The organism is Staphylococcus devriesei, from assembly GCF_002902625.1.
In the GTDB taxonomy this organism is placed as follows: domain Bacteria; phylum Bacillota; class Bacilli; order Staphylococcales; family Staphylococcaceae; genus Staphylococcus; species Staphylococcus devriesei.
In genome coordinates this window covers 1-24,045 of the sequence record NZ_PPRG01000009.1, presented here as the reverse complement: position 1 = coordinate 24,045, position 24,045 = coordinate 1, and the positions used below count along the sequence as shown (strand labels likewise).

Below are 24,045 nucleotides of genomic sequence, written 5' to 3'. Positions count from 1 at the left end.
AAGCATGGCTAATTTTAATTTAGATCCAGTACATTCAGGAGTAAACTTTTCTATTCAACATTTAGTAGTATCAAACGTTAAGGGTCGTTTTAATGAATTCGACGCTGATATCACAGGTGATTTTAATGATTTAAGTTCATTACAAGGTATGTTTGTAATTCAAGCTAATTCAATCGATACTAAAGTGAAAGATCGTGATAATCATCTTAAAAGTGCAGACTTCTTAGATGTTGAAAACTATCCTAAAATTAAATTTGAAATTACAAAAGTAAACGAGAATTCAGTAACTGGTAATTTAACTATCAAAGACCAAACACAAGAAGAAACATTCGATTTAGATTATAAAGGTATTAGTTTAAATCCTTTAAACGGTAAAAACACTGCTGGTTTTGTAATTACTGGTAGTATTAATCGTGAAAAATATGAAATCACATTCAACCAACAACTTGAAACAGGTGGTTTCTTATTAGGTAAAGATTTAGATGTTGAATTCGATTTAGAATTCCCTATCGAAGAATAATATCAATTCTTAAGTACGTTGTGAGTCAGTATGAGGTAATAATGCCTTGTACTGGCTCTTTTTCATTTTTTAGACAAAAGTAGGGACACCATTTATCGTTTCTCCAAAGCACAAATAATCAATACTTCAATCTCCTAGAAATTAGTTTTTTATCCAACTCCTTTGTTACTATAGTGTAGAAAGAATGTTATATTATGAGGTATAAAGCTATGAAAATAAGGGAGACATACGATGACAATAGAAGTGAAAGATAATAAAATCATTTTTACTAGAACTTTTGAGGCGTCGATTAATGAAGTGTTTAAAGCTTATACTACTAAAGAATTGTTCGAACAATGGTTTCACCCGCAAAGTGCTAAAACAAAAGTATTCAAATTTAATGTAGTAGAAGGTGGAGAAGCTTTCTTTGCAATTGAAACTTCTGAACATACTAGTTATACATTAACTGAATATAAAACTATTAATCAGCCTTATCATATTGAATATCTTGACTTCTTTGCGACACCTCAAGGAGAGAAAGATACACGCTTACCGGGTATGCAAGTATATTTAGATTTTGAGGCGCAAGACGGTAATAGAACGACAATTACATCAACATCTATTTTTCCAACTAAAGAAGCGGCTGAAGGTGCACTGAATATGGGCGTGGAAGCCGGTATGAACGCTACGCTTGACCAACTTGATGCCCTATTAAAAAATAAAAAGTCATAAGTATGTCAAATTTATAAAATAAAAATTAAGTTATAATGTAGGAGAAAAGGGGTTGATAATGTGAACCAAAGATACTTGAAAGTACTAGCATTATTTTCCGTTAGTACATTAATACCTACATTAATATTTAACTCTAAATGCTTAAATAATAGCGTTGTTAAATACGTCTTAAGAACAGCATTGGGTTATGGCATATTCGCTAGTGGCTTACACTACTTATCTAAATTCAAAAGAGGGTAAGCACTAGAAATTGAATAGAGATTAGAGGCTGAGCTATTAATATAATAATGGTTCAGCTTTTATTTTTGGCATTTTTAACTGAAATAATGATACGGTTGATTTTCGCTCCCTAAATATCTGTATCGGTCCTTTTTATTTATAAAATTTAACACTACTCCTATGAACGAGTAAATTAAAACTATATAATGAAAAGTATTATATTGAGATTGGGGGAGTTACATATGTTAGAAAATAAAAAAACAATTAACGATACTCATGCGACACGCGATATCGTTGAAGCGGCGGTAAGTCAAGTTCAAACTAAAGAAGTTATGGCATTTAAAACACCAGGACGCTATGCTTTAAAAGCCATGATGTCAGGATTTTTATTGGCTATTGTAACTGTGTTTATGTTAGCAATAAAAACACAATTTGCTGGGATCAATGAAGGATTAGTTAACTTATTAGGTGCTATAGCTTTTAGTTTAGCGTTAGTCTTAATCGTCTTAACAAATTCTGAATTATTAACAAGCAATTTCATGTATTTAACAGTCGGTTGGTACTATAAAGCACTTTCTATCAAGAAAATGTTATACATCTTTCTATTTTGTTTTGTGGGGAATATTATAGGCGGTTTTATATTATTTCTCTTGATGAAAGGTACACATATTATGACGCCAGAAATGGTCGCTAGTTTAAGTAAAACGGTACATATGAAGACTGTAGAATCTACATGGCTCAATATATTAGTTAAAGGGATATTCTGTAATTTCTTTATTAATATTGGCATATATGTGTCTATGTTATTTAAAGATGGCCTATCAAGAACGTTCTTTATTGCAGCGGGTGTCATCGTCTTTGTCTTTATGGGTTATGAACACGTCGTCTTTAATGCGGGCTTATACGCTGGTATGGTGTTTTATAATTTAGAGGCTGTCTCATGATTAGGAGTTACGAAAAACATCATCTTCGCTTTAATTGGTAACTATATTGGTGGAGGCATCTTTGTAGGTCTCGTCTACGCTTATTTGAATGGACAACGCGATAGTTTAAGCATTAAATAATCGTAAATTAAAGTTGAAAAATGAGACAGTCTATCACATCAAGGTTGACTTACTAAGAATTAAAACATATGATTTTAATCAACATTAAGAGTTTAACCAGACATAGAGTGTTATTTTCCGAAAATGAAAGGGATGAGAGAAATGGTAGCTAATATTCTAGTAGCTCATGGCATGAGAAAAGGCGAACAAAATAAAGCGCTCGGGGAATTTTTAGAGCATCTTTTAAGTGACGAAACATATGATTATGAATTAGCGTTTATTGAGAGTGAAGAAAAAAGTATCGAGAAGACTGTAGAGCGTCTTATTAGACAGGGGGAAACACGTTTTAAAGTCGTACCTCTGCTTATTTTTTCAGCTATGCATTATATTGTCGACATCCCAGAAATTTTAGAAAATATCAAACATACTCATCCAGAAATAAGTTATGAAATCAGTGATCCACTTGGCACACATGACTATATGGTAGATTTAGTTGAAAAGCGTATTAATGATGTACAAATCGACAAGACTAAAAATTATGCGATTGTTTTAATCGCACACGGTAGCTTTTCCTACACGCAAGCACATGAAGAGTTAAAGGAATTTAGTGGGAAATTAACTCAAGAGGCTCCTATTTATAGTCGTACATTATATGGAGATATCACATTTAGAAATGATTTAGATCAACTTTCGCGACAATATGAGGAGCTTATCATTGTCCCATTGTTTCTATACGATGGACGTCTAGTTAATAAAGTCAAACGTCTCATTTCAGAAATGGAGATAGAAAGCACGTTACATATCACACCTTCTATTAATTTTGACAATATCCTCAAACTTATTATTAGCGAGCGCTTAGCCCAATTAACGGTATAAAATAGAGAAACATTCAATGTTGATTTAGTTTCCTTAATTGTAATAATGAATATTTATTTTATTATGATATAGACTTCAAATATGAACAATCCGAAGCATAAATTATATGCCTTGGATTGTTTTTTAGTTGTGATTAATAGATCGGATTTTGTTTTGAAAATTGGTCAGTTAAAACATCGTCTAGAACCTTAAAATTAAGTATTAGGGAAATCCCTGATTTTACATTTTTATGTGAATTAATTCACAAAAATTAGTAAAACTGTTATAGAATGATTGTAACGACAAAGAAAACTTAAAAAGTCTAATAATTAATAATTTTGCATATAGAAGAAGATTAAAATCTCAAGTAATAAGAGGGGAATATTTTATGGCTAAACAGAAATTAGTAATGATAGGAAATGGTATGGCTGGTATTAGAACAATTGAAGAAATATTAGAGCGTTCTGATAATCAATTTGATATTACGGTCATCGGTAAAGAACCTTATCCTAACTATAATAGAATTATGCTGTCTAATATTTTACAAAAGAAAATGACTGTCGAAGATACAATCATGAACTCGTATGACTGGTATGAAGAAAATAACATTCAATTGATAGTTAATGATCCTGTTGAATCAGTAGACAGAGCAAATAAAATTGTTACTACATCAAACGGCATTGAGGTAGGGTATGATATTTGTATTTTTGCGACAGGGTCTAGCGCATTTGTCTTACTAATCCCAGGCTCTGATTTACCAAGCGTTATAGGTTGGCGAACAATTGAAGATACAGAACGAATGATTGAAATTGCTAAAACTAAAAAACGTGCAGTAGTTATCGGCGGGGGATTACTTGGACTTGAATGTGCACGTGGTTTAATGGCTCAAGGCATGGACGTAACAGTGTTACATTTGGCGGAATGGTTAATGGAAATGCAACTTGATCGTAAAGCAGGTGGCATGCTTAAAGCAGATTTAGAACGTCAAGGTATGCACATTGAACTTCAGGCTAATTCAAAAGAAATTATCGGTAATGATGACGTTGAAGCAATTAGATTATCAGATGGGCGTGTTATTGAAACTGACTTGGTTGTAATGGCAGTTGGTATTCGACCATTTGTAAATGTAGCAAAAGATGCAGGTTTAGAAGTAAATAGAGGTATTGTGGTCAATGATTATCTTCAAACTTCTGACTCTAGTATATACGCTGTTGGTGAATGTTCAGAACATAACGGCAAAGTATATGGTTTAGTAGCACCTTTATACGAACAAGGTAAAGTGCTCGCAGATTATTTAACAGGTAAAGATACAAATGGCTATAAAGGTTCTACAACGTTTACTTCATTGAAAGTATCAGGTTGCGATTTATATAGCGCCGGACAAATCGTTGAAAGTGAAGATGTACATGGTATAGAAATATTTAATAGCGTAGATAATATTTACAAAAAAGTATATTTAAGTAATGGTCAAGTCGTAGGCGCAGTCTTATATGGTGATACGGATGATGGCTCAAGATTTTATAATATGATGAAGAAACATGAGTCATTAGAAGATTACACATTAGTTTCATTATTGTATAAAGGTGGCGAAGAAGCGACTACTTCTGTTGCAGATATGCCTAATGATGAAACAATTTGTGGTTGTAATGGTATCGATAAAGGAACTATCGTAAATGCGATTACGAGTAAAGGCTTAACTTCTGTAGATGAAGTGACAAAAGCAACAAAAGCTGGTAATTCATGTGGTAAATGTAAAGGCCAAATTGGTGAATTACTACAATGTACTTTAGGTGATGACTTCGTTGCAGCTAAACCTTCTGGTATTTGTGCATGTACTGATTTAACTCGAGATCAAATTGTCACTCAAATTAGAGCTAAAGGACTTAAAACATCTAAAGAAGTACGTCACGTATTAGATTTTAAAGATAAAAATGGATGTCCAAAATGTCGCCCAGCAATTAATTATTATCTCAATATGGTCTATCCACACGACCATCAAGATGAAAAAGAATCTCGCTTTGCTAACGAACGTTATCATGCAAATATTCAAAATGATGGTACATTCTCAGTAATTCCGCAAATGCGCGGTGGCGTTACAGATGCTGATCAATTAATTAGATTAGGTGAAGTAGCGAAGAAATATAATGTGCCATTGGTTAAAGTCACTGGTTCACAACGTGTAGGACTATATGGTTTGACAAAAGAAGAACTACCAAAAGTTTGGGCGGATTTAGGAATGCGTTCAGCTTCAGCATATGGTAAAAAAACACGTTCCGTAAAAAGTTGTGTCGGTAAAGAATTCTGTCGTTTTGGTACGCAATATACGACTCGATTAGGTATAAGATTAGAAAAAACATTTGAATATATCGATACCCCTCATAAATTTAAAATGGGTGTCTCAGGTTGTCCACGTAGTTGTGTAGAATCTGGAGTTAAAGACTTCGGTGTTATTTCAGTAGAAAATGGTTATCAAATTTATATTGGTGGAAACGGTGGAACAGACGTAACAATTGGTCAACTATTAACAACTGTTGAAACAGAAGATGAAGTTATCAAATTATGTGGTGCTTTAATGCAGTATTATAGAGAAACTGGAATTTATGCTGAAAGAACTGCACCTTGGCTAAATCGATTAGGCTTTGAAAATGTTAAAGAAGTCTTACCCAATGCTGATAGACAAGAAGAATTGTTCGAACGAATCATGGATGCTAAAAAAGCAATTGACAGCGAACCTTGGAAAGCAATTGTTGAAAATAAAGAAGAACAAAAAATCTTTGAAGTTGAGAAGGTGTAAATGATGCAAGCAATGGAGAAAATTAAAGTTACTACATTAGAGGAGTTAACACCATTAATTGGTAAAAAAGTGATTGTCGATGGGAAACAAATAGGTATATTTCTAACTGAGTCAGGAGAAATACACGCTATCAATAACGTTTGTCCTCATAAACAAGGACCATTATCTGAAGGAACTGTTAGTGGAGAATATGTGTATTGCCCCCTACACGACCAAAAAATAGACTTAAGAACAGGTGAAGTGCAAGAGCCAGATACAGGATGTGTTCAGAAGTACGAAGTTGAAGTTATAGACGGAGCGGTTTATATATGTCTATAGACGAGGGCAATAAGGTTTATTTAATAGGAGCGGGCCCTGGTAATCCTAACCTATTAACCAAAAAAGCTGAACGCTTAATTAGAAAAGCAGATGTTATTCTATATGATCGCTTAGTTAATCCATTAATATTACAATATGTCCCTTCTACAACTTAAGTTATTGATGTGGGAAAGAAACCTTATGTAAAGCACATTCAACAAGAAGATATTAATCTCAAAATTGTTGAAGCAGCACAGAAGTATCAAACCGTAGTGAGATTAAAAGGTGGAGATCCTGCAATATTCGGACGGGTCGCTGAGGAAATAAATACTTTGAAACAGTACGATATTTCATATGAAATTGTACCTGGAGTAACTTCAGCGAGCGCTGCCGTTGCAGCTATGAATTTAGGATTAACTATGCGAGCAGTAGCTCCAAGTGTCACATTTTCCACAGGACATTTTAAAAATTCTAGTAATCACGATACAGATATTCGTAATTTGTTGAATGGAGGCACCCTAGCAATTTATATGGGGGTCAAACGTCTTGGAAATATTATTCAACAAATCTCTCAATTTAGTGATGAAGATTATTCAATTGTGATAGTTTTTAATGCGACTTGTTATAACCAAAAAATAGTGACAGGAAGATTAAGTACCATTGAGCACCAATTACAACAACTTCAATTAGACGGCGAACCAGGAATTTGTATACTCGGTGCAATTATAGATTATATCGATGTCGAGCATTTGACAGAATCTGGATACTTATTTGATGATACTTTGTATATCATTAAAGGCTTAAAAGAAGACGTGTTAGCCGAGGCTGAGATTCGCTCGGACAGAGGACAGAGATGTTTAGTAGACTATGGAGCTCAATACCATAGCTCTCAAGAACAATTATATCAACGTATTATTGAGTCTAATAATATTAAATATATAGAAGTTTAAGAAATAGAAAGCAGTCCAGAAACATTTTATTACATGTTCTGGGCTGCCTTTTTTAGTTTTTAATTTCTTCATACCGAATCTTCGATATTCAGGGAATCCCCATAGTTAAATAGGTAAATCCCTAATATGTTTTGATTGTGAAAAAATGTACAATTTAGATAAATAAACATGTAATCGGCATTTAACATAGTCAACTAATACCTATAGAGGTAGGAGGATTCATATAAATGGGAAAATTTGGATTAAACTTTTTTAAACCAACAGAAAAATTTAATGGAAACTGGTCCGTATTAGAAAGTAAAAGCAGAGAATGGGAGAAAATGTATCGTGAACGATGGAGCCACGACAAAGTAGTAAGAACTACACATGGGGTAAATTGTACTGGTTCTTGCTCATGGAAAGTGTTTGTTAAAAACGGTGTTATCACATGGGAAAATCAACAAATCGATTATCCAAGCTGTGGACCAGATATGCCAGAATTTGAACCTCGTGGTTGTCCGCGTGGCGCTTCATTCTCATGGTATGAATATAGTCCGCTACGTGTGAAATATCCTTACATCCGTAGTAAGTTATTGGATTTATGGAGTGAAGCACTTGAAGAAAATAATGGTAACCGTATCGCAGCATGGGCTTCAATTATTGAGGATGAAGATAAAGCGAGATCTTACAAAGAAGCTCGAGGTAAAGGTGGATTAGTCCGTACAAATTGGAAAGATGTCACTGATATTATTGCTGCTCAAATACTTTATACAATCAAAAAAGATGGTCCTGACAGAATTGCAGGATTCACTCCAATACCAGCTATGTCAATGATTAGCTATGCTGCAGGTGCGAGATTTATTAATTTACTTGGCGGGGAAATGCTTAGCTTCTATGATTGGTATGCCGATTTACCTCCAGCTTCACCACAAATCTGGGGGGAACAAACGGATGTACCTGAATCAAGTGATTGGTACAACTCATCATATATTATTATGTGGGGATCAAACGTACCTTTAACACGTACTCCAGATGCGCATTTTATGACGGAAGTTAGATATAAAGGTACAAAAGTTATTTCAGTTGCACCTGATTACGCTGAAAATGTTAAATTTGCTGACAACTGGTTAGCACCTAACCCTGGTACAGATGCTGCTGTGGCACAAGCGATGACGCACGTTATCTTACAAGAATTTTATGAAGATAATCCAAGTGAAATGTTTATCAATTATGCCAAACAATATTCAGATATGCCTTTTGTCATTATGTTAGATAAAGATGACAACGGCTATAAGGCAGGAAGATTTTTACGCGCAAGCGATTTGGGTCAAGAGAGTAAGAACGGCGAATGGAAACCGGTCATTCAAGATACTATAAGCCAACAATTAGTAGTGCCTAATGGAACAATGGGACAACGTTGGGAAGAAAATAAGAAATGGAATTTAAAACTTGAAACAGAGGATGGCACTAAAATTAATCCTACTTTATCAATGACAGAGGATGACTATGAATTACAAACAATTCAATTCCCTTATTTTGATAGTAAAGGTGATGGCATATTTGAAAGAGTTATTCCTACTAGAAAAATAACTTTAGCAAATGGTGAGGAAGTTTATATCGCTACTGTTTATGACTTAATGGCAAGTCAATATGGTATCAAACGTTTCAACCACGAATTAGAAGCAGCATCTTATGATGATGCTCAATCTAAATATACACCTGCTTGGCAAGAAGAAATTACTGGTATTAAAAGTAAGTTAGTTACTCAAGTAGCAAGAGAATTCGCGCAAAATGCCATTGATACTGAAGGACGTTCAATGATTATTATGGGTGCCGGTATTAATCACTGGTTTAACTCAGATACAATTTATCGAGCAATTTTAAACTTAGTGTTGTTATGTGGTTGTCAAGGTGTGAATGGTGGAGGTTGGGCTCACTATGTGGGTCAAGAAAAATGTAGACCTATCGAAGGATGGAATACAATTGCTTTTGCTAAAGATTGGCAAGGACCACCACGCTTACAAAACGGAACAAGTTGGTTCTATTTTGCAACAGACCAATGGAAATATGAAGAATCAAATGTGGATAAATTAAAATCACCGCTCGCCACAAATCTTAAACATCAACACCCTGCTGATTATAATGTGACTGCAGCACGCTTAGGATGGTTACCATCATATCCTCAGTTCAATAAAAATAGTTTACTGTTTGGAGAAGAAGCTAAAGAAGCGGGCGATGACTCTAATGAAACAATTTTAAAAAATGCAATTAATTCAGTGAAGAATAAAGAAACACAATTTGCTATAGAAGACCCTGACTTAAGAAAGAATCACCCTAAAACATTATTCGTTTGGAGATCAAATCTAATTTCAAGTTCTGCAAAAGGTCAAGAATATTTTATGAAACACTTACTAGGTGCTCGTTCTGGACTTATGGCAGAACCAAATGAAGAGGATAAACCAGAAGAAATAAAATGGAGAGAAGATACAACAGGTAAACTAGACTTATTAGTATCACTTGACTTTAGAATGACAGCAACACCGTTGTATTCTGATATCGTCTTACCGGCTGCAACATGGTATGAAAAACATGACATCTCATCAACCGATATGCATCCATTTATTCATCCATTTAACCCAGCTATTGATCCATTATGGGAATCACGTTCTGATTGGGATATCTATAAAACACTAAGTAAAGCTGTTTCAGAAATGGCAAAAGATTATCTGCCAGGTACCTTTAAAGATGTTGTCACTACACCATTAGGTCATGACTCTAAACAAGAACTTGGTTCTGAATATGGCATAGTGAAAGATTGGTCTAAAGGTGAAGTAGAAGGTATCCCAGGCAAAACGATGCCTAACTTCTCAATCGTAGAACGTGACTATACAAAAATTTATGATAAATACGTTACATTAGGTCCAAAACTTGAAAACGGTAAGGTAGGCGCGCATGGAGTAAGTTACGCTGTTAAAGATGAATATAATGAATTAAAAAGTATGGTTGGTACATGGAATGATGACAATGAGGACTCTGTGAGAAATGATAGACCGCGAATTGACACTGCTCGCAAAGTGGCAGATGCCATTTTAAATATTTCGTCTGCAACGAACGGTAAGTTGTCTCAAAAGTCCTATGAAGACTTAGAAAATCAAACTGGTATGGAGTTAAAAGATATTTCTAAAGAACGCGCATCTGAAAAGATTTCATTCTTAAATATCACTTCTCAACCACGTGAAGTCATTCCAACAGCTGTATTCCCAGGTTCTAATAAAAATGACCGTAGATATTCTCCTTTTACTACAAATATTGAACGCTTAGTTCCATTTAGAACATTAACAGGTAGACAGAGCTATTAAATTGACCATGAAGTATTTCAACAATTTGGAGAAAGTTTGCCAGTATACAAACCGACGTTACCGCCAATGGTATTTGGTACTAGAGATAAACAAGTTAAAGGTGGACAAGATGCACTAGTGCTTCGTTATTTAACACCTCATGGAAAATGGAATATTCACTCAACATATCAAGATAATGAGCGTATGTTGACATTATTCAGAGGTGGTCCAGCAGTTTGGATTTCAAATGAAGATGCTGCTGAACACGATATTAACGATAATGATTGGCTTGAAGTATATAACCGAAATGGTGTAGTAACAGCGAGAGCAGTGACCTCACACCGTATGCCTAGAGGTACGATGTTTATGTATCATGCTCAAGATAAACACATTGAAACACCTGGTTCAGAACTTACTGATACACGCGGTGGTTCTCATAATGCACCAACAAGAATTCACTTAAAACCAACGCAACTAGTAGGAGGATATGCTCAAATTAGCTATCACTTCAATTACTATGGTCCTATCGGTAACCAAAGAGACGTATACGTTGCCGTTAGAAAGATGAAGGAGGTAAATTGGCTTGAAGATTAAAGCGCAGATTGCAATGGTGTTAAATTTAGATAAATGTATAGGGTGCCATACGTGTAGTGTTACATGTAAAAACACATGGACTAATAGACCTGGAGCCGAATATATGTGGTTTAATAACGTAGAAACTAAACCGGGTATCGGTTATCCAAAGCGTTGGGAAGACCAAGATGCTTGCCGTGGTTGGCGTTATTGTATGACAGGTTGCCCATATAAAAAAGTTTACTTTAACTGGAAAACAAATAAAGCAGAGAAATGTACATTCTGTTTCCCTCGAATTGAAGCAGGCTTACCTACAGTATGTTCAGAAACATGTACAGGTCGCATGAGATATCTAGGTGTATTACTCTATGATGCTGATAGAGTGCACGAAGCAGCATCGGCAGAAAATGAACAAGACTTGTATGAAAAACAACTAGATATATTCTTAAATCCATTTGATGAAGAAGTCATTGAGCAAGCTGAAAAAGATGGCATTAGCTATGAGTGGATTGAAGCAGCTCAAAATTCACCAGTTTATAAATTGGCAATAGAATACAAGTTAGCATTTCCATTGCATCCAGAATTTAGAACGATGCCAATGGTATGGTATTGCCCACCACTTAGCCCAATTATGAGTTACTTTGAAGGTAAAAATGCTGGCCAAAATCCTGATATGATTTTCCCGGCAATCGAAGAAATGCGTTTACCAATCGAATATTTAGCCAATCTATTCACAGCTGGAAAAGTTGAACCGGTTAAAGAGGCATTACAACGTATGGCAATGATGAGAAGTTATATGAGAGCTGAGGTTACAGGTAAGGAATTTGATACGTCTAGATTGGAAAGATTAGGACTTTCAGAAATTCAAACAAAAGAGATGTATCGTCTATTAGGCTTAGCAAAATATGAAGATCGTTTCGTCGTGCCAACATCACATAAAGAAAGTTATTTAGATACGTACCATGCACAAGGAAGTCAAGGATATGGCGGAGAATACTTTGGAGATAATTGTGAAGGTTGTGGCGTAGCAGTCGGTTCAGGAAAAACAGGACAAGAAATTTATAATGATAATTTTTATGGAGGTATCTTCCGTGATTAATTTAGATAAATTTTATTATTATCAAGAAAGTCTAGGCTATATTGCACAGCAACTTAATTTTCCTGAAAAGTTAACCTTCCATCCTAAAACATTTAATGAAGCTATTGATGCGTCACATCCTGGTTATCAAGATTTAGTACAATATCGTGATATCATGTACCAATTCACGTTATCTGAAATTAAAGCGATTTATACAGATACCTTTGATTTTAATAAAAAGTTTCCATTATATATGACCTATAATAAATTTGATACTCAAAAAGAGAGAGGTCAAATGTTAGCCAAATTAAAGGTGTTATATGAAATGTTTGGATTAAAAATGGTGGATAACGAGTTGTCAGACTTCCTACCATTAATGTTACAGTTCTTACACGTCGCTAAATGGCAAAATGATCCACGTGCTGAAGGTAATATTGAACTAGTTATTATGATTATAGAAGATGGTACTTATGAAATGGCCAATCATCTAGCTCAAGATAATAACCCATATGCTTATGTGATTCGAGCATTAAGAGAAACGTTGAAAGAATGTATAGACGTGCCTAAAGAGGTGACTCATCATGCTTAATCAATTTTTATGGATTATCTTTCCATATCTATGTGTCGCAATTTTTATAGTAGGCCATATTGCGCGCTATAAATATGATCAATTTTCATGGACTGCAAAGTCTAGTGAGTTTTTAGAAAAGAAACAGCTTAAATGGGGAAGTTTATTATTTCATTTAGGAATTATCCCTGTATTTTTTGGACATGTAGTGGGGTTAGCAATTCCAGCGAAATGGATAGATGGTATAGGTGTAAGTGAAGGGATGTACCATTTCGGTGCAGTGTATATAGGGAGTATATTTGGTATAATGACATTTATTGGTATGTTAATGTTAACAGCAAGACGTCTTACTATAAAGAATGTAAGAAAGTTAAGCTCAGCATCTGATATATTTGTTAATGCTTTGTTAATTATCATTATATTTATGGGATGTTACTCAACATTAATAACTAACGCTATGGTAACTGATTTCGATTATCGACAAACAATTTCTATATGGTTTAGACATCTCTTCACATTTTCACCTAATGCTAATTTAATGGCAGATGTACCATTATCATTTAAGATTCATATTTTATTAGGTTTTACTATATTAGCATGTTGGCCATTTACACGTTTAGTACATGTGTGGAGCGTCCCTTTATCATATGCGAATAGAAGATATATTGTTTACAGAAAACATAAAACACGTTCATGATATGAAAGGAGATACGATAGTGGCATCTGAACCATTATTTGAAACACATGAATTTCAAGAAGAATTAGACGCTTTAAGAGAATCAGAGGGGTATGATTTCGCTGGGATAGCTTTGTATGAACAACATTCTACCTCGGCACCGATAAAGTGGCGATATGTTTCAGGAAATTTAAATGATCGGTATAAATTGATTATTTTAAGAAAAGGCAGAGGATTAGCTGGCATGGTGATGAAGACAGCTAAGAGAATGATTATTGCGGACGTCTCTCAGAGCTTATCACCTGAAGAAAGATTTAATTACCCAATCCTAAGTAGCGAAAAGCTAACAGCAGTTGTTGCTATACCGTTATGCTTCCAACAACAAATTTATGGAGTATTGCTGTTAGGCCAAAGAAACGGCAAGCCATTACCAAAAGACAGTAGCTTAAATATCTATGGTAAGTTATGGGCATTTACTGAAGAAATGTAGGTGACATATGTGTTGGATATACAAAATGAAATGATAGAAGACTTGCTTAAGAAGTATTATGAAACAACAAATGAAAAAATTGTATTTGTAAATAATGACGGCAAAGTAATAGCTATGAATAAAGAAGCTCAAGAAATTATTTCAGAGGACAATAATTACAGCGCAATGACGAACGCAATATGTAATCGATGTGAAGGATATTCCAATGAATTCGCATTGCAAAGTTGTATTAATTGTTATTTAGATACATCGAGAGCTAATGATAAAAACTTTCAGGTATTTATGAAAACAGTTGATAATAAAGTACAGCCTTTTACCGCAAGTTATCAATGTATTGATCATACTAAAAATATTTATGCTTTCACGTTGCAAGATATTTCGCCACAAATTGAACGTCAAGAAAAGATGTACCAGCACCAAATGTTACGAAAAACTATTTCAGCTCAAGAAAATGAACGTAAACGAATTTCAAGAGAGTTACATGATAGTGTTGTGCAAGAAATGTTAAATATTGATGTAGAATTAAGATTATTAAAGTATCAACAAGATATGACTAAACTCGTAGATAAGTCTGAACATATCGAAGGATTAATGTCAAAATTAATTGATGATATACGCAATTTATCGGTAGAACTGAGACCATCATCATTAGATGATTTAGGATTAGAAGCGGCTTTTAAATCTTATTTTAAACAATTTGAAGAGAATTATGGACTAGAAGTTATTTATAATTCAAATATTAATAATGTACGTTATGATAGTGAAATTGAAACAGTCGTTTATCGAATTGTTCAAGAAGCGGTGTTTAATGCATTGAAATATGCAGGTGTTAGTGAAGTAGATGTCTCAATTCAGCAGACCGACGAAACTTTAATGGCTGAAATTATTGATAGAGGAGTAGGGTTTGATCCTAATTCAACTCCACAAGGTACGGGGTTAGGATTATATGGCATGAATGAAAGGGCTGAACTGGTTAAGGGAACGGTAAATATAGAAACTCATATAGGTAAAGGCACGATTATTACCTTAGAAATACCACTTTAGGCATGTTAGGGGAATTGAATTGAAAATTGTAATCGCAGACGACCATGCAGTGGTTAGAACAGGCTTCTCAATGATCTTGAATTTTCAAGAAGACATGGAAGTCGTCGCAACTGCAGCAGATGGGGTGGAAGCCTATCAGAAAGTAATGGAATATAAGCCGGACGTACTGATTATGGATTTAAGTATGCCACCTGGTGAATCAGGATTGATTGCTACTAGTAAAATTTCTGAAAGTTTTCCAGAAACTAAAATTTTAATCTTAACAATGTATGATGACGAAGAGTATCTATTTCATGTTTTAAGAAATGGTGCTAAAGGTTATATCTTAAAAAATTCTCCAGATGAACAATTAATTCTAGCAGTGCGAACTGTATTCAAAGGTGAAACATACGTAGATATGAAACTTACTACGTCACTAGTAAATGAGTTTGTCAATCATTCTAATGTAGACGAAAAAGCTACTAACGACCCATTTAAGATACTTTCAAAAAGAGAACTAGAAATTTTACCTTTAATTGCTAAAGGATACGGTAATAAAGAAATCGCTGAAAAGCTATTTGTTTCAGTTAAAACTGTAGAAGCACATAAAACACACATCATGACTAAATTAGGTTTGAAATCTAAACCAGAATTGGTAGAATACACACTCAAGAAAAAATTATTAGATTTTTAGTAATAGTTACTTATTAAAGTTAAATAAATATAGGTATAAACCAGGGTCTATAGCGAGACTCTGGTTTATTTTTATATTGTGTTATAAAGGTAATCCAAAATTAGGGGGATTACTGATAATTATGAGGGAATATCCTTATGTTCATTTTTTCACAAATTAATTAATATTTATATGTAATCAGCAATCTAATGGAATTAAACCTTGACCTCTTTTAAATATAAAGATTGCTGATAAAGAAAAAATGATGAAGGTGAGAAAATGAATAAAACTAAGGGTGGATTTCAATTAACACTTCAAACACTAAGTCTTGTCGTAGGATTTATGGCATGGAGCATTATTTCCCCATTAATGCCGTACATATCACAAGATATTGAGATTTCACCAGGACAATTATCTATTATCTTAGCAATACCAGTAATTTTAGGCTCTGTTCTCCGCGTACCATTTGGTTATTTAACTAATATCATTGGTGCGAAATGGGTGTTTTTCTGTAGTTTTATAGTATTATTATTTCCAATATTCTTTTTAGGACAAGCCCAATCACCTGGTATGTTAATGCTATCAGGATTCTTTTTAGGTGTAGGTGGCGCCATCTTTTCAGTAGGTGTAACCTCAATTCCTAAATATTTTTCAAAAGATAAAGTAGGACTTGCGAATGGTATTTATGGTATGGGGAATATTGGTACAGCTGTATCTTCTTTCCTAGCTCCTCCTATAGCAGGAATTATAGGATGGCAAACAACTGTAAGAAGTTATTTAATTATAATTGCTATTTTTGCGATATTAATGTTCTTACTTGGAGATGGTAATGAAACTAAAATTAAAGTTCCTTTATTGTCTCAAATTAAAAAATTATCTTCCAATTATAAAGTTTACTATTTAAGTTTATGGTACTTTATTACATTTGGTTCATTTGTAGCATTCGGCTTATTTTTACCTAATTATTTAGTTAATAATTTCGGTATTGATAAAGTAGACGCCGGAATAAGATCAGGTATATTTATAGCATTAGCAACGTTCCTAAGACCGATTGGTGGTATTTTAGGTGATAAGTTTAACGCTGTGAAAGTTTTAATGATTGATTTTATTGTAATGATTATTGGTGCAGTGATACTTGGACTCTCTAGTCATATTGCATTATTTACTATTGGTTGTTTAACTGTCAGCATATGTGCTGGAATTGGTAATGGATTAGTATTTAAGTTAGTACCATCATATTTTGCTAAAGAATCAGGTGCCGCTAACGGTATTGTTTCAATGATGGGTGGATTAGGTGGTTTCTTCCCACCATTAGTCATAACTTACGTTACTGGACTAACAGGAACGAGTCACCTTGCATTTATTTTATTAGCGCTATTTGGGGTGCTTGCTTTTATTACTATGTGGCACTTATATAAAAAGGAATACACAACTTAATATGTATAAAAAGAGGCTGAGCCATTAATATAAAAAAGTGGTTCAGCCTTTAGTTATGGCAGTAGTTGTCTGAAATGAAGATGCGTTCGAGTGCTCACTTTCTTCATTTCTAGTCAACCTTGCCGGGGTGGGACGACAAAATCTTTGAAATTACATTAGATTTCTGTCCCACTCCCTAGATTTCTGTTCCGCTCCCTTCTTCTATGTGTTTACTCTACGGTAATTGTTGTTGCATCGTCTTGTGCGCTAACTTCTTTAGGTAAAGTAACTATTAAAATGCCATCGTTATAGCTTGCTTTAATTTGTGATTTATTAATATCCTCAAATTCAAAACGTCTTACAAGTTCACCACTCGCACGTTCGCTTAATTGTACTTTACCAGTTTGCTCAGAAACTTGTTTTTGGACCTTAATTGTTAGTGTAGAATGGTCGAATTTTAATTCAATTTCTGATTTATTAACGCCAGGCAATTCAGCTTCTAAAACATATTGGCTTGATTGATTGTAAATGTTAGTTGGAAAACTTTTAGATGAAAATTGATTAAATACTTGTTCACCTAAATCACGGAAAACGTCTTTTGGGTTATTTTTTAAAAATGATTGTTCGAAGAAATCTCTATTATTCATTATATACGCGCTCCTTTATAATAAGAGTTAATTTCATAGTTGTTTAGTGAAAATTTTCAACTTAATTATATAAAGAGTGAGGCATGACGTAAAGTAAAAGCGTTTATGGAATAAATAACTGAGAGTTACATGATGGGGTATAAGAAGAAAGGCTAAAACGAGAAAGGAACATGACAAAAGTTTAATTATGTATAAAGTCTTTTACAAACAAATATCAAATGTTGAATAGATTGCTTTTGCCATGTTTGGATGATTAGTCAGCTGTATAATCAAAGTTATTTGAAATAACATGTCTTAAGCTATGGAGGAGATCTTTTGCTTCCCCATGAGAAATATCAAAGTCATCGAATACTTGGTCAGAGATAGCTTCCAACGTAGGTTTAATATTAACGCCATTTTCAGTTAATGAAATTTGTAAATTTCTTTCATCTTCTTTTTCACGCATACGTTGTACATAGCCTTTTTTCTCTAATTTTTTTAAGAGAGGTGTAAGTGTTCCTGAATCTAAAAAGACGCGGCGACCAAGTGATTTAATATTTATCTTTTCATCATCTTCGATGGCCATGATAACCATAAAGCTTGTATATGTTAAATCGTGTTGTTTTAAATAGTAAGTATATTTCTTGATTACTTCTTTAGAAGTAACATAGAATAAAAAACATAATTGCTTACTTAAATAGCTGTCCTTTACATACATATTTATCCCCCCTTAACTTATTTAAAGATAGTATGAACTAAAACCAATGTCAATAGCGTTATCATAGTATTTTATGGACTTTTTGATACTTTTGACAGAAGTTAGAAAGTACGTCTACATAAGATCTTGAAGTGTTGATTTAAATTGAAAGTTAAGATGGAATTTTAGTATATTTTGTTACAAAGATTATTTGGGTCTTTAAAAAAACAGCTATATCATTCATAATTATTTAGATAATAAATTAAAGACGTTTTGAACCAGCTATAAACAAAGGAGCTTTTAAATGAGTAAAAAGCAAAAAATTATTAGAGTAACTATTATTTTAGTGATTTCGTTAATTGTGGCTATCGCATTCTTCTTTGCAATGAAGACATATCAAGGTCATAGAAATATAAAAACAGTAGATACTTATTTAGAACAGAAACATTTGAAAGATAAAGTGAAATCTGAAGAAACATTATATAGTGCTAAAAAAGGTGTTTATTATAAAGAAGTTGTGTTTAAAGACGAGCCAAGTATGACATATGTGATTCAACCTATCGGAACTAGAAAGGGCATCTTCTCAGAAGGATTTGATTCTGAAACTAAGAAAAACATTAAAGATGCGAAACATAACGACTTTGATCGTAATTTTAAACCCTAATTTATAGGAATAAGCTGTACAAAGAATTAGTTAGCCAACTTTTTGTACAGCTTTTTTATTTTTAAATTAATAATTTTAGTTAAATCAAATAATTTAATAATTGTTAGGTTTGAAAATTTTATACCCCAATTTTAATTTATCTGATATAATTAAGCGATGTCAGATGAAGGGGGTTCCAACATGACTCTGTTCAAGAGAAAAATTAGCTTGCCAATGCAAGTATTAATCGCATTGGTGCTAGGTGTAGTTGTAGGTTTATTATTATTCGGACAAGACAATGTAGCAAATTATATTAAACCTTTCGGTGATATTTTCTTAAATTTAATCAAAATGATCATCATTCCAATTGTATTCTGTGCACTAGCTTTATCAATTTCTAATTTAGGGGATTCAAAAAAGATTGGTAGCTATGGATGGAAAGCAATACTTTACTTCGAAATTATAACAACAATTGCTATCGGCTTAGGACTTATTTTTGGTAATTTATTTAAACCTGGTTCTGGATTAGATCCAACTAAATTACCTAAAGGCGATATTTCTAAATATCAATCATCTGCTTCAGCAGCAGAACAATCTACATATGGAAATCATTTTATAGATACCATAGTAAATATAGTACCAACAAATATATTTGAAGCTTTAACTAAAGGTGAATTATTACCAATTATCTTCTTTGCAGTATTCTTTGGTTTAGGTTTAGCTGCTATTGGAGAGAAAGCCGAACCTGTTAAAGGATTTTTAAATGGAACCTTAGAAGCAGTATTTTGGATGATTAACAAAATTTTAAAATTAGCGCCAATTGGTGTATTTGCGTTTATTTGTACAACTGTAATGACGTTTGGCGCATCAGCATTAATTCCATTAGCAAAATTAGTATTAGTTGTAGTCTTTGCAATGGTATTCTTTATTATTGTAGTTTTAGGTATCGTAGCTAGAATTTGTGGGATTAGCATCTTCTCAATTATTAAAATTTTAAAAGATGAATTATTACTTGCATTCTCAACTTCAAGTTCTGAAGCAGTATTACCTATTTTGATGAATAAAATGGAGCGATTTGGTGCTCCGAAAGACGTAACATCTTTCGTTATTCCGATTGGGTATTCGTTTAACCTAGATGGCTCAGCATTATACCAATCTATCGCTGCATTATTTGTAGCTCAAATGTATGGCATACATTTATCAATATCAGAACAAATCGTCTTAATGGTAACACTTATGGTCGCATCTAAAGGTATGGCTGGTGTACCAGGTGTATCTATCGTAGTATTACTTACAACGTTAGGTGCAATGGGCTTACCGGCACAAGGCCTTGCGTTAATTATCGGTGTTGACCGTTTACTAGACATGGTACGTACGTGCGTAAATGTTATTGGAAACGCGTTATCAGCGATTGTTATTTCTAAATGGGAAAGAGTTTATGATAAAGATAAAGGTAAAAAATATTTAGAAACAATTTAAAAAGAAATCTGACATTTTTTGTACCGAGCTTATTAAAGGCTCGGTTTTTTTATTAATTAGAAAAGGGACCCATTAGAAAGCTCTACTCTCTCTAATGAGTCCCTTATATAGTATTACATGCCTTTCATATTATGCATTTCATGAATTTTCATCATTAAACCATGAGGCACATCATCGTGGTCTACTTTAGATACTCTTGAGAATTTCTCTGAGCCTTTTTCTTTTACAAGAAATACGAAATCACCTTTTTTAACTTTAACGTCTGTATCAGAAGGTAAATCAACATTTTTTTCTACTTTTTCAGTTTGTTCATTTACCATTTTATCGATTGTATGACTATCTTTCATATAACCGTAATAAGTTTCTTTTTGATTACCATTAAGCATCATAATAATTAATACGATACCTACGATTACCATAACCGCAATTAAGGCAATGCCTAAACCTAAACCTTTTTTATTTTTCATATTAAGACTCCTTTGACTATACTACTTCTTTTATACAGAAAATAATATTAAATTGCAATAAAGTACTTAAATATAATGCATTAAATTGTGTCATTGTTATTACAATTTTATATAATTAGCTACGCTAGTATGCGATAACCTATTGATCACGTAGTATTATTGATGACACTCCCGGGAGAAATCAATAAAAAAGAGTAGAGTAATTCATTATTGAATTACTCTACTCCTATATTAATGACTATAGATCTTCTTACTTAAACTTCAATCGTAACTGGTGTATCAATATCATCGTCGTTCATTAATGTGATAGTTTTAGGATTAACTTTTAAGACACATAAATCAGGATCTTCTTTAGAATTAAAGAACGTTTTATCCTGTGTTTCCCATAACCAGTCAATAACTTTTTGGTCTTTAACAATTTCCATTGAAGCTTCGATTTCCACAAAACTATTATTTGTAGTTTCGTTATAACCTAATAAAATATAAGCATTTGGGTTACTTTCAATTTCATCGACTTTAGCGGTCTTCGTACTTGTCTTAGTGTATAAATCTAAACCGTCATTGTAAAACACCATATATCTACTATTGGGTTTATTGTTATAAGCAGTTGATAATACACCAACTTTAGAAGTATTTAATACTTTTTCAATGGCTTGTGTAGCTTGTTGTTTATCCAAACTTATCATCTCCTTATTCATAGTATAGCCATATAAGGAGATGTCTAAACTTATCTATATTGAGAGACAATTAAATTGGCTTAATACAGATATATTTCACTTCATCATTTTTTAAAGTTACTTGGAACGGCGCTTTATCGTTTTCTTGAAAAAATAACTCAGTTTTAGGTTGATTAGACTTATCTAGTTGTTTAATAATACTTTTCTCAATGTACACAGGCAAATTAGCTTGTGGTATTAAATTATGAATAGAGCCATGTTCATTATTAAGCGTACTAATAATAAATAGTAAATTCTCATTTAAGTTATTTTCAAAGTGATAAAATTGCTTATTATCAGATAAATAACGGTCATTAATCTTATTGAAAAGTAGGAAATGGTAATTCCCGTCTTTACGACTCATGACAAAGTAGTTAGAAATCTGGATAGGCTCATCTACAAATGCTGCAACAAATTGATATAAATGCATGATAGGCAATAGACTACCGTGACTATTAAATAATGACAGATACATCGGATCGGTTTCGATGAGCCGATAACAAACGCCGCCACCGTATTTCATCAATTCGGTCAAATGACACACAATATCCGATAATTGAAGCGGATTAGCTCCGTTATTTGTATATTTGAAACAACGTAATGATAAATTACTATAGACAAATTGTGTTGAAGGAATATTGGAATCTTTAATAAACCGTAAATAGTTCTCAAAATGTGTAGAAGCATGGGTGAAACCACGTTGTTTATCAATAAGTATATTTTTAGTATTAATATTTTCAATGTCTACGAAATAATAATCGAAATTCATGCGATTCATAATGTTATACGTTTCTTGTAATGAGTTGTATTGGTGTAGTAGACCATCTACAATCAAACCGTATTTTATTTCTTTATTTTTATTTTTTAACTTGAGATGGGCGAGGTGGATGTCTTGGATACTCATTGTTTCAGTGTTAAATACAAGCATAAATTTAACTCTTTTTTTATTCCATTTATAGTCTTGATTACTTTGTAGAAATGAGATAATCAGTTGATATATTGTTTTGAATTCCACAGAATTTTTAATCGTTATAGCTAAGCTAATATTCTTTTCGAAAAGCTTTTCAAAACAACGATGTAATAAATTAATATTAACGCGTTCTTTAACAATATCGCTTACATCATTAATTAGAATGGCCGTTCTTGGTAAATAAGATAAATCGATATCGTAATAGTCGTTGAATACAAATTGAAACAATTCGGTGATGCTCTGAAAATTAATAAATGCTTTCGAAGATTTAGTTCTATCGTTCGGTTTGAATTCATCAATATCAATTGTCGTCGTTTCAGTCATTACGTGATTAGTAAATTCAAATTGAGAAATTAAATCTAAAAATTTCTCATCAATAGAATGTTTGATTGTAATCTTAGGTAAAGATTCATATTGATTTAATTTAGAACGAAACTGTTTAGGACTTAAATCGAGATAGTTTTTAAATTGATTAGTAAAATTAGTGTGACTACTAAATCCTGATAGTTCGGAAATGGTAGTGATAGTTTCATTAGTCGTTATTAATAATTTGAGAGAATGAATGACTTTTAAACTGGTGTAGTAATCCTTAAAGTTTACATTTAAAAAGCGGCTAAATAAGTTAGAACAATAGGATTTAGAAATCAGGGCGTTTTGTGCTACATCTTGGAGAGAGATATTCGCAGTAATATGTTCATTTATAAATAATAGAGCTTTTGATAATAATTGATGATTAACTGATATATTTGGAATGTAGGGAGCAAGGTTTCTAACTACAGCTTCCTTATATAATGTTTGAATAATCTTTGAAACGGTTTCCTCATCTTGAATTTCATTATTTGAAAAGTTGGTTATACTTTGCAAAATAATAGATTTAATAAAACGATTTGACTGTAAAAGATGACGATCGAAGAAGCAATTAAAGAAATCACTATCTTCTAGATAAAAATAGATAACAGGGATTTTCAATTCAACTAAATTTTTTGCGGATTTAATATGATAAAAGTCGCCTTGATTTATAATTGCAATGTGATTATGCACATCTTTAGTTTCACCGTTTATTGAGATTGTTAGTTCATTCGTTAATGAAAAGAATAAAATAATATCGGTAATATTACGTGCTGGGATAGTGGTAATATGTTTATGCAAAAAAAGTGTACTATTCATATTTGAATTTCTCCTAAGTATTTTAATTTTCTCAAAATAGTAGTATTTAATTGAATTGTGAATAATAAGAGCTATTA

General features: G+C 32.9%; 20 protein-coding genes and 3 pseudogenes. 18 read left to right on the top strand and 5 right to left on the bottom strand.

The window, feature by feature from the left end; genetic code table 11:
- Window positions 1-4: 4 nt before the first annotated feature.
- The 16 genes and pseudogenes from CD147_RS01615 to CD147_RS01540 all read left to right on the top strand — a co-directional run bounded on the left by CD147_RS01615 (window position 5) and on the right by CD147_RS01540 (window position 17,224).
- Complete coding sequence (locus tag CD147_RS01615) at window positions 5-520, top strand: YceI family protein (protein WP_103165703.1); 516 nt, start codon at window positions 5-7, stop codon at window positions 518-520.
- 231 nt (window positions 521-751) lie between these two features.
- Complete coding sequence (locus CD147_RS01610; RefSeq protein ID WP_103165702.1) at window positions 752-1,231, top strand: SRPBCC family protein; 480 nt, start codon at window positions 752-754, stop codon at window positions 1,229-1,231.
- Window positions 1,232-1,291: 60 nt separating this feature from the next.
- The gene (locus tag CD147_RS12280; protein WP_103165701.1) at window positions 1,292-1,471 is read left to right on the top strand and encodes a hypothetical protein; all 180 of its coding nucleotides are present in this window, start codon (window positions 1,292-1,294) and stop codon (window positions 1,469-1,471) included.
- A 221-nt stretch (window positions 1,472-1,692) separates the two neighbouring features.
- A pseudogene (locus tag CD147_RS01600) lies at window positions 1,693-2,514 on the top strand (formate/nitrite transporter family protein).
- Between the two features lie 141 nt (window positions 2,515-2,655).
- Window positions 2,656-3,369: a sirohydrochlorin chelatase gene (locus CD147_RS01595; RefSeq protein WP_167409742.1), complete on the top strand. Its 714-nt coding sequence runs from the start codon at window positions 2,656-2,658 to the stop codon at window positions 3,367-3,369.
- A 367-nt stretch (window positions 3,370-3,736) separates the two neighbouring features.
- Window positions 3,737-6,142 (top strand): nitrite reductase large subunit NirB, encoded by a 2,406-nt coding sequence (nirB, locus tag CD147_RS01590; protein WP_103165700.1) that lies wholly within the window; start codon window positions 3,737-3,739, stop codon window positions 6,140-6,142.
- 3 nt (window positions 6,143-6,145) lie between these two features.
- Window positions 6,146-6,460, top strand: coding sequence for a nitrite reductase small subunit NirD (nirD, locus tag CD147_RS01585; protein WP_103165732.1), 315 nt, complete (start codon window positions 6,146-6,148; stop codon window positions 6,458-6,460).
- A pseudogene (gene cobA / locus CD147_RS01580) lies at window positions 6,451-7,389 on the top strand (uroporphyrinogen-III C-methyltransferase). The gene nirD and the pseudogene cobA overlap by 10 nt, the downstream one beginning before the upstream one ends.
- Window positions 7,390-7,616: 227 nt before the next feature.
- Window positions 7,617-11,300 (top strand): annotated as a pseudogene (locus CD147_RS01575) (nitrate reductase subunit alpha).
- The gene (locus CD147_RS01570) at window positions 11,290-12,378 is read left to right on the top strand and encodes a 4Fe-4S dicluster domain-containing protein (protein ID WP_103165699.1); all 1,089 of its coding nucleotides are present in this window, start codon (window positions 11,290-11,292) and stop codon (window positions 12,376-12,378) included. Before CD147_RS01575 ends, CD147_RS01570 begins: the two are co-directional and overlap by 11 nt.
- The gene (narJ, locus tag CD147_RS01565; RefSeq protein WP_169926893.1) at window positions 12,371-12,946 is read left to right on the top strand and encodes a nitrate reductase molybdenum cofactor assembly chaperone; all 576 of its coding nucleotides are present in this window, start codon (window positions 12,371-12,373) and stop codon (window positions 12,944-12,946) included. The genes CD147_RS01570 and narJ overlap by 8 nt, the downstream gene beginning before the upstream one ends.
- Window positions 12,939-13,622 (top strand): respiratory nitrate reductase subunit gamma, encoded by a 684-nt coding sequence (narI, locus tag CD147_RS01560; RefSeq protein WP_103165698.1) that lies wholly within the window; start codon window positions 12,939-12,941, stop codon window positions 13,620-13,622. The genes narJ and narI overlap by 8 nt, the downstream gene beginning before the upstream one ends.
- A 19-nt stretch (window positions 13,623-13,641) precedes the next feature.
- Entirely contained in the window at window positions 13,642-14,091 is a 450-nt protein-coding gene (gene nreA / locus CD147_RS01555) for a nitrate respiration regulation accessory nitrate sensor NreA (protein ID WP_233642989.1), read from the top strand.
- A 30-nt stretch (window positions 14,092-14,121) separates the two neighbouring features.
- Window positions 14,122-15,135: a nitrate respiration regulation sensor histidine kinase NreB gene (gene nreB, locus CD147_RS01550; RefSeq protein ID WP_267919578.1), complete on the top strand. Its 1,014-nt coding sequence runs from the start codon at window positions 14,122-14,124 to the stop codon at window positions 15,133-15,135.
- Window positions 15,136-15,154: 19 nt separating this feature from the next.
- A complete protein-coding gene (gene nreC, locus CD147_RS01545; RefSeq protein ID WP_103165696.1) occupies window positions 15,155-15,808 on the top strand; it encodes a nitrate respiration regulation response regulator NreC in 654 nt (217 codons plus the stop codon).
- A 258-nt stretch (window positions 15,809-16,066) separates the two neighbouring features.
- Complete coding sequence (locus tag CD147_RS01540; RefSeq protein WP_103165695.1) at window positions 16,067-17,224, top strand: nitrate/nitrite transporter; 1,158 nt, start codon at window positions 16,067-16,069, stop codon at window positions 17,222-17,224.
- 209 nt (window positions 17,225-17,433) lie between these two features.
- Here CD147_RS01540 and CD147_RS01535 read toward each other — a convergent pair whose 3' ends face one another.
- Window positions 17,434-17,850, bottom strand: coding sequence for an Hsp20/alpha crystallin family protein (locus tag CD147_RS01535; protein ID WP_103165694.1), 417 nt, complete (start codon window positions 17,848-17,850; stop codon window positions 17,434-17,436).
- Between the two features lie 253 nt (window positions 17,851-18,103).
- Entirely contained in the window at window positions 18,104-18,547 is a 444-nt protein-coding gene (locus CD147_RS01530) for a MarR family winged helix-turn-helix transcriptional regulator (protein WP_103165693.1), read from the bottom strand.
- Window positions 18,548-18,830: 283 nt separating this feature from the next.
- On the opposite strand from CD147_RS01530, the gene CD147_RS01525 reads away from it, so the two are divergent.
- Entirely contained in the window at window positions 18,831-19,190 is a 360-nt protein-coding gene (locus CD147_RS01525; protein ID WP_103165692.1) for a DUF3139 domain-containing protein, read from the top strand.
- A 180-nt stretch (window positions 19,191-19,370) separates the two neighbouring features.
- A complete protein-coding gene (locus CD147_RS01520) occupies window positions 19,371-20,648 on the top strand; it encodes a cation:dicarboxylate symporter family transporter (protein ID WP_103165691.1) in 1,278 nt (425 codons plus the stop codon).
- Between the two features lie 113 nt (window positions 20,649-20,761).
- Here CD147_RS01520 and CD147_RS01515 read toward each other — a convergent pair whose 3' ends face one another.
- The 3 genes from CD147_RS01515 to rsp form a co-directional block, all read right to left on the bottom strand.
- A complete protein-coding gene (locus tag CD147_RS01515) occupies window positions 20,762-21,115 on the bottom strand; it encodes a DUF4889 domain-containing protein (protein WP_103165690.1) in 354 nt (117 codons plus the stop codon).
- A 254-nt stretch (window positions 21,116-21,369) separates the two neighbouring features.
- Entirely contained in the window at window positions 21,370-21,792 is a 423-nt protein-coding gene (locus CD147_RS01510) for a pyridoxamine 5'-phosphate oxidase family protein (RefSeq protein ID WP_103165689.1), read from the bottom strand.
- Window positions 21,793-21,862: 70 nt separating this feature from the next.
- Complete coding sequence (gene rsp / locus CD147_RS01505) at window positions 21,863-23,968, bottom strand: AraC family transcriptional regulator Rsp (RefSeq protein WP_103165688.1); 2,106 nt, start codon at window positions 23,966-23,968, stop codon at window positions 21,863-21,865.
- Window positions 23,969-24,045: the final 77 nt, after the last annotated feature.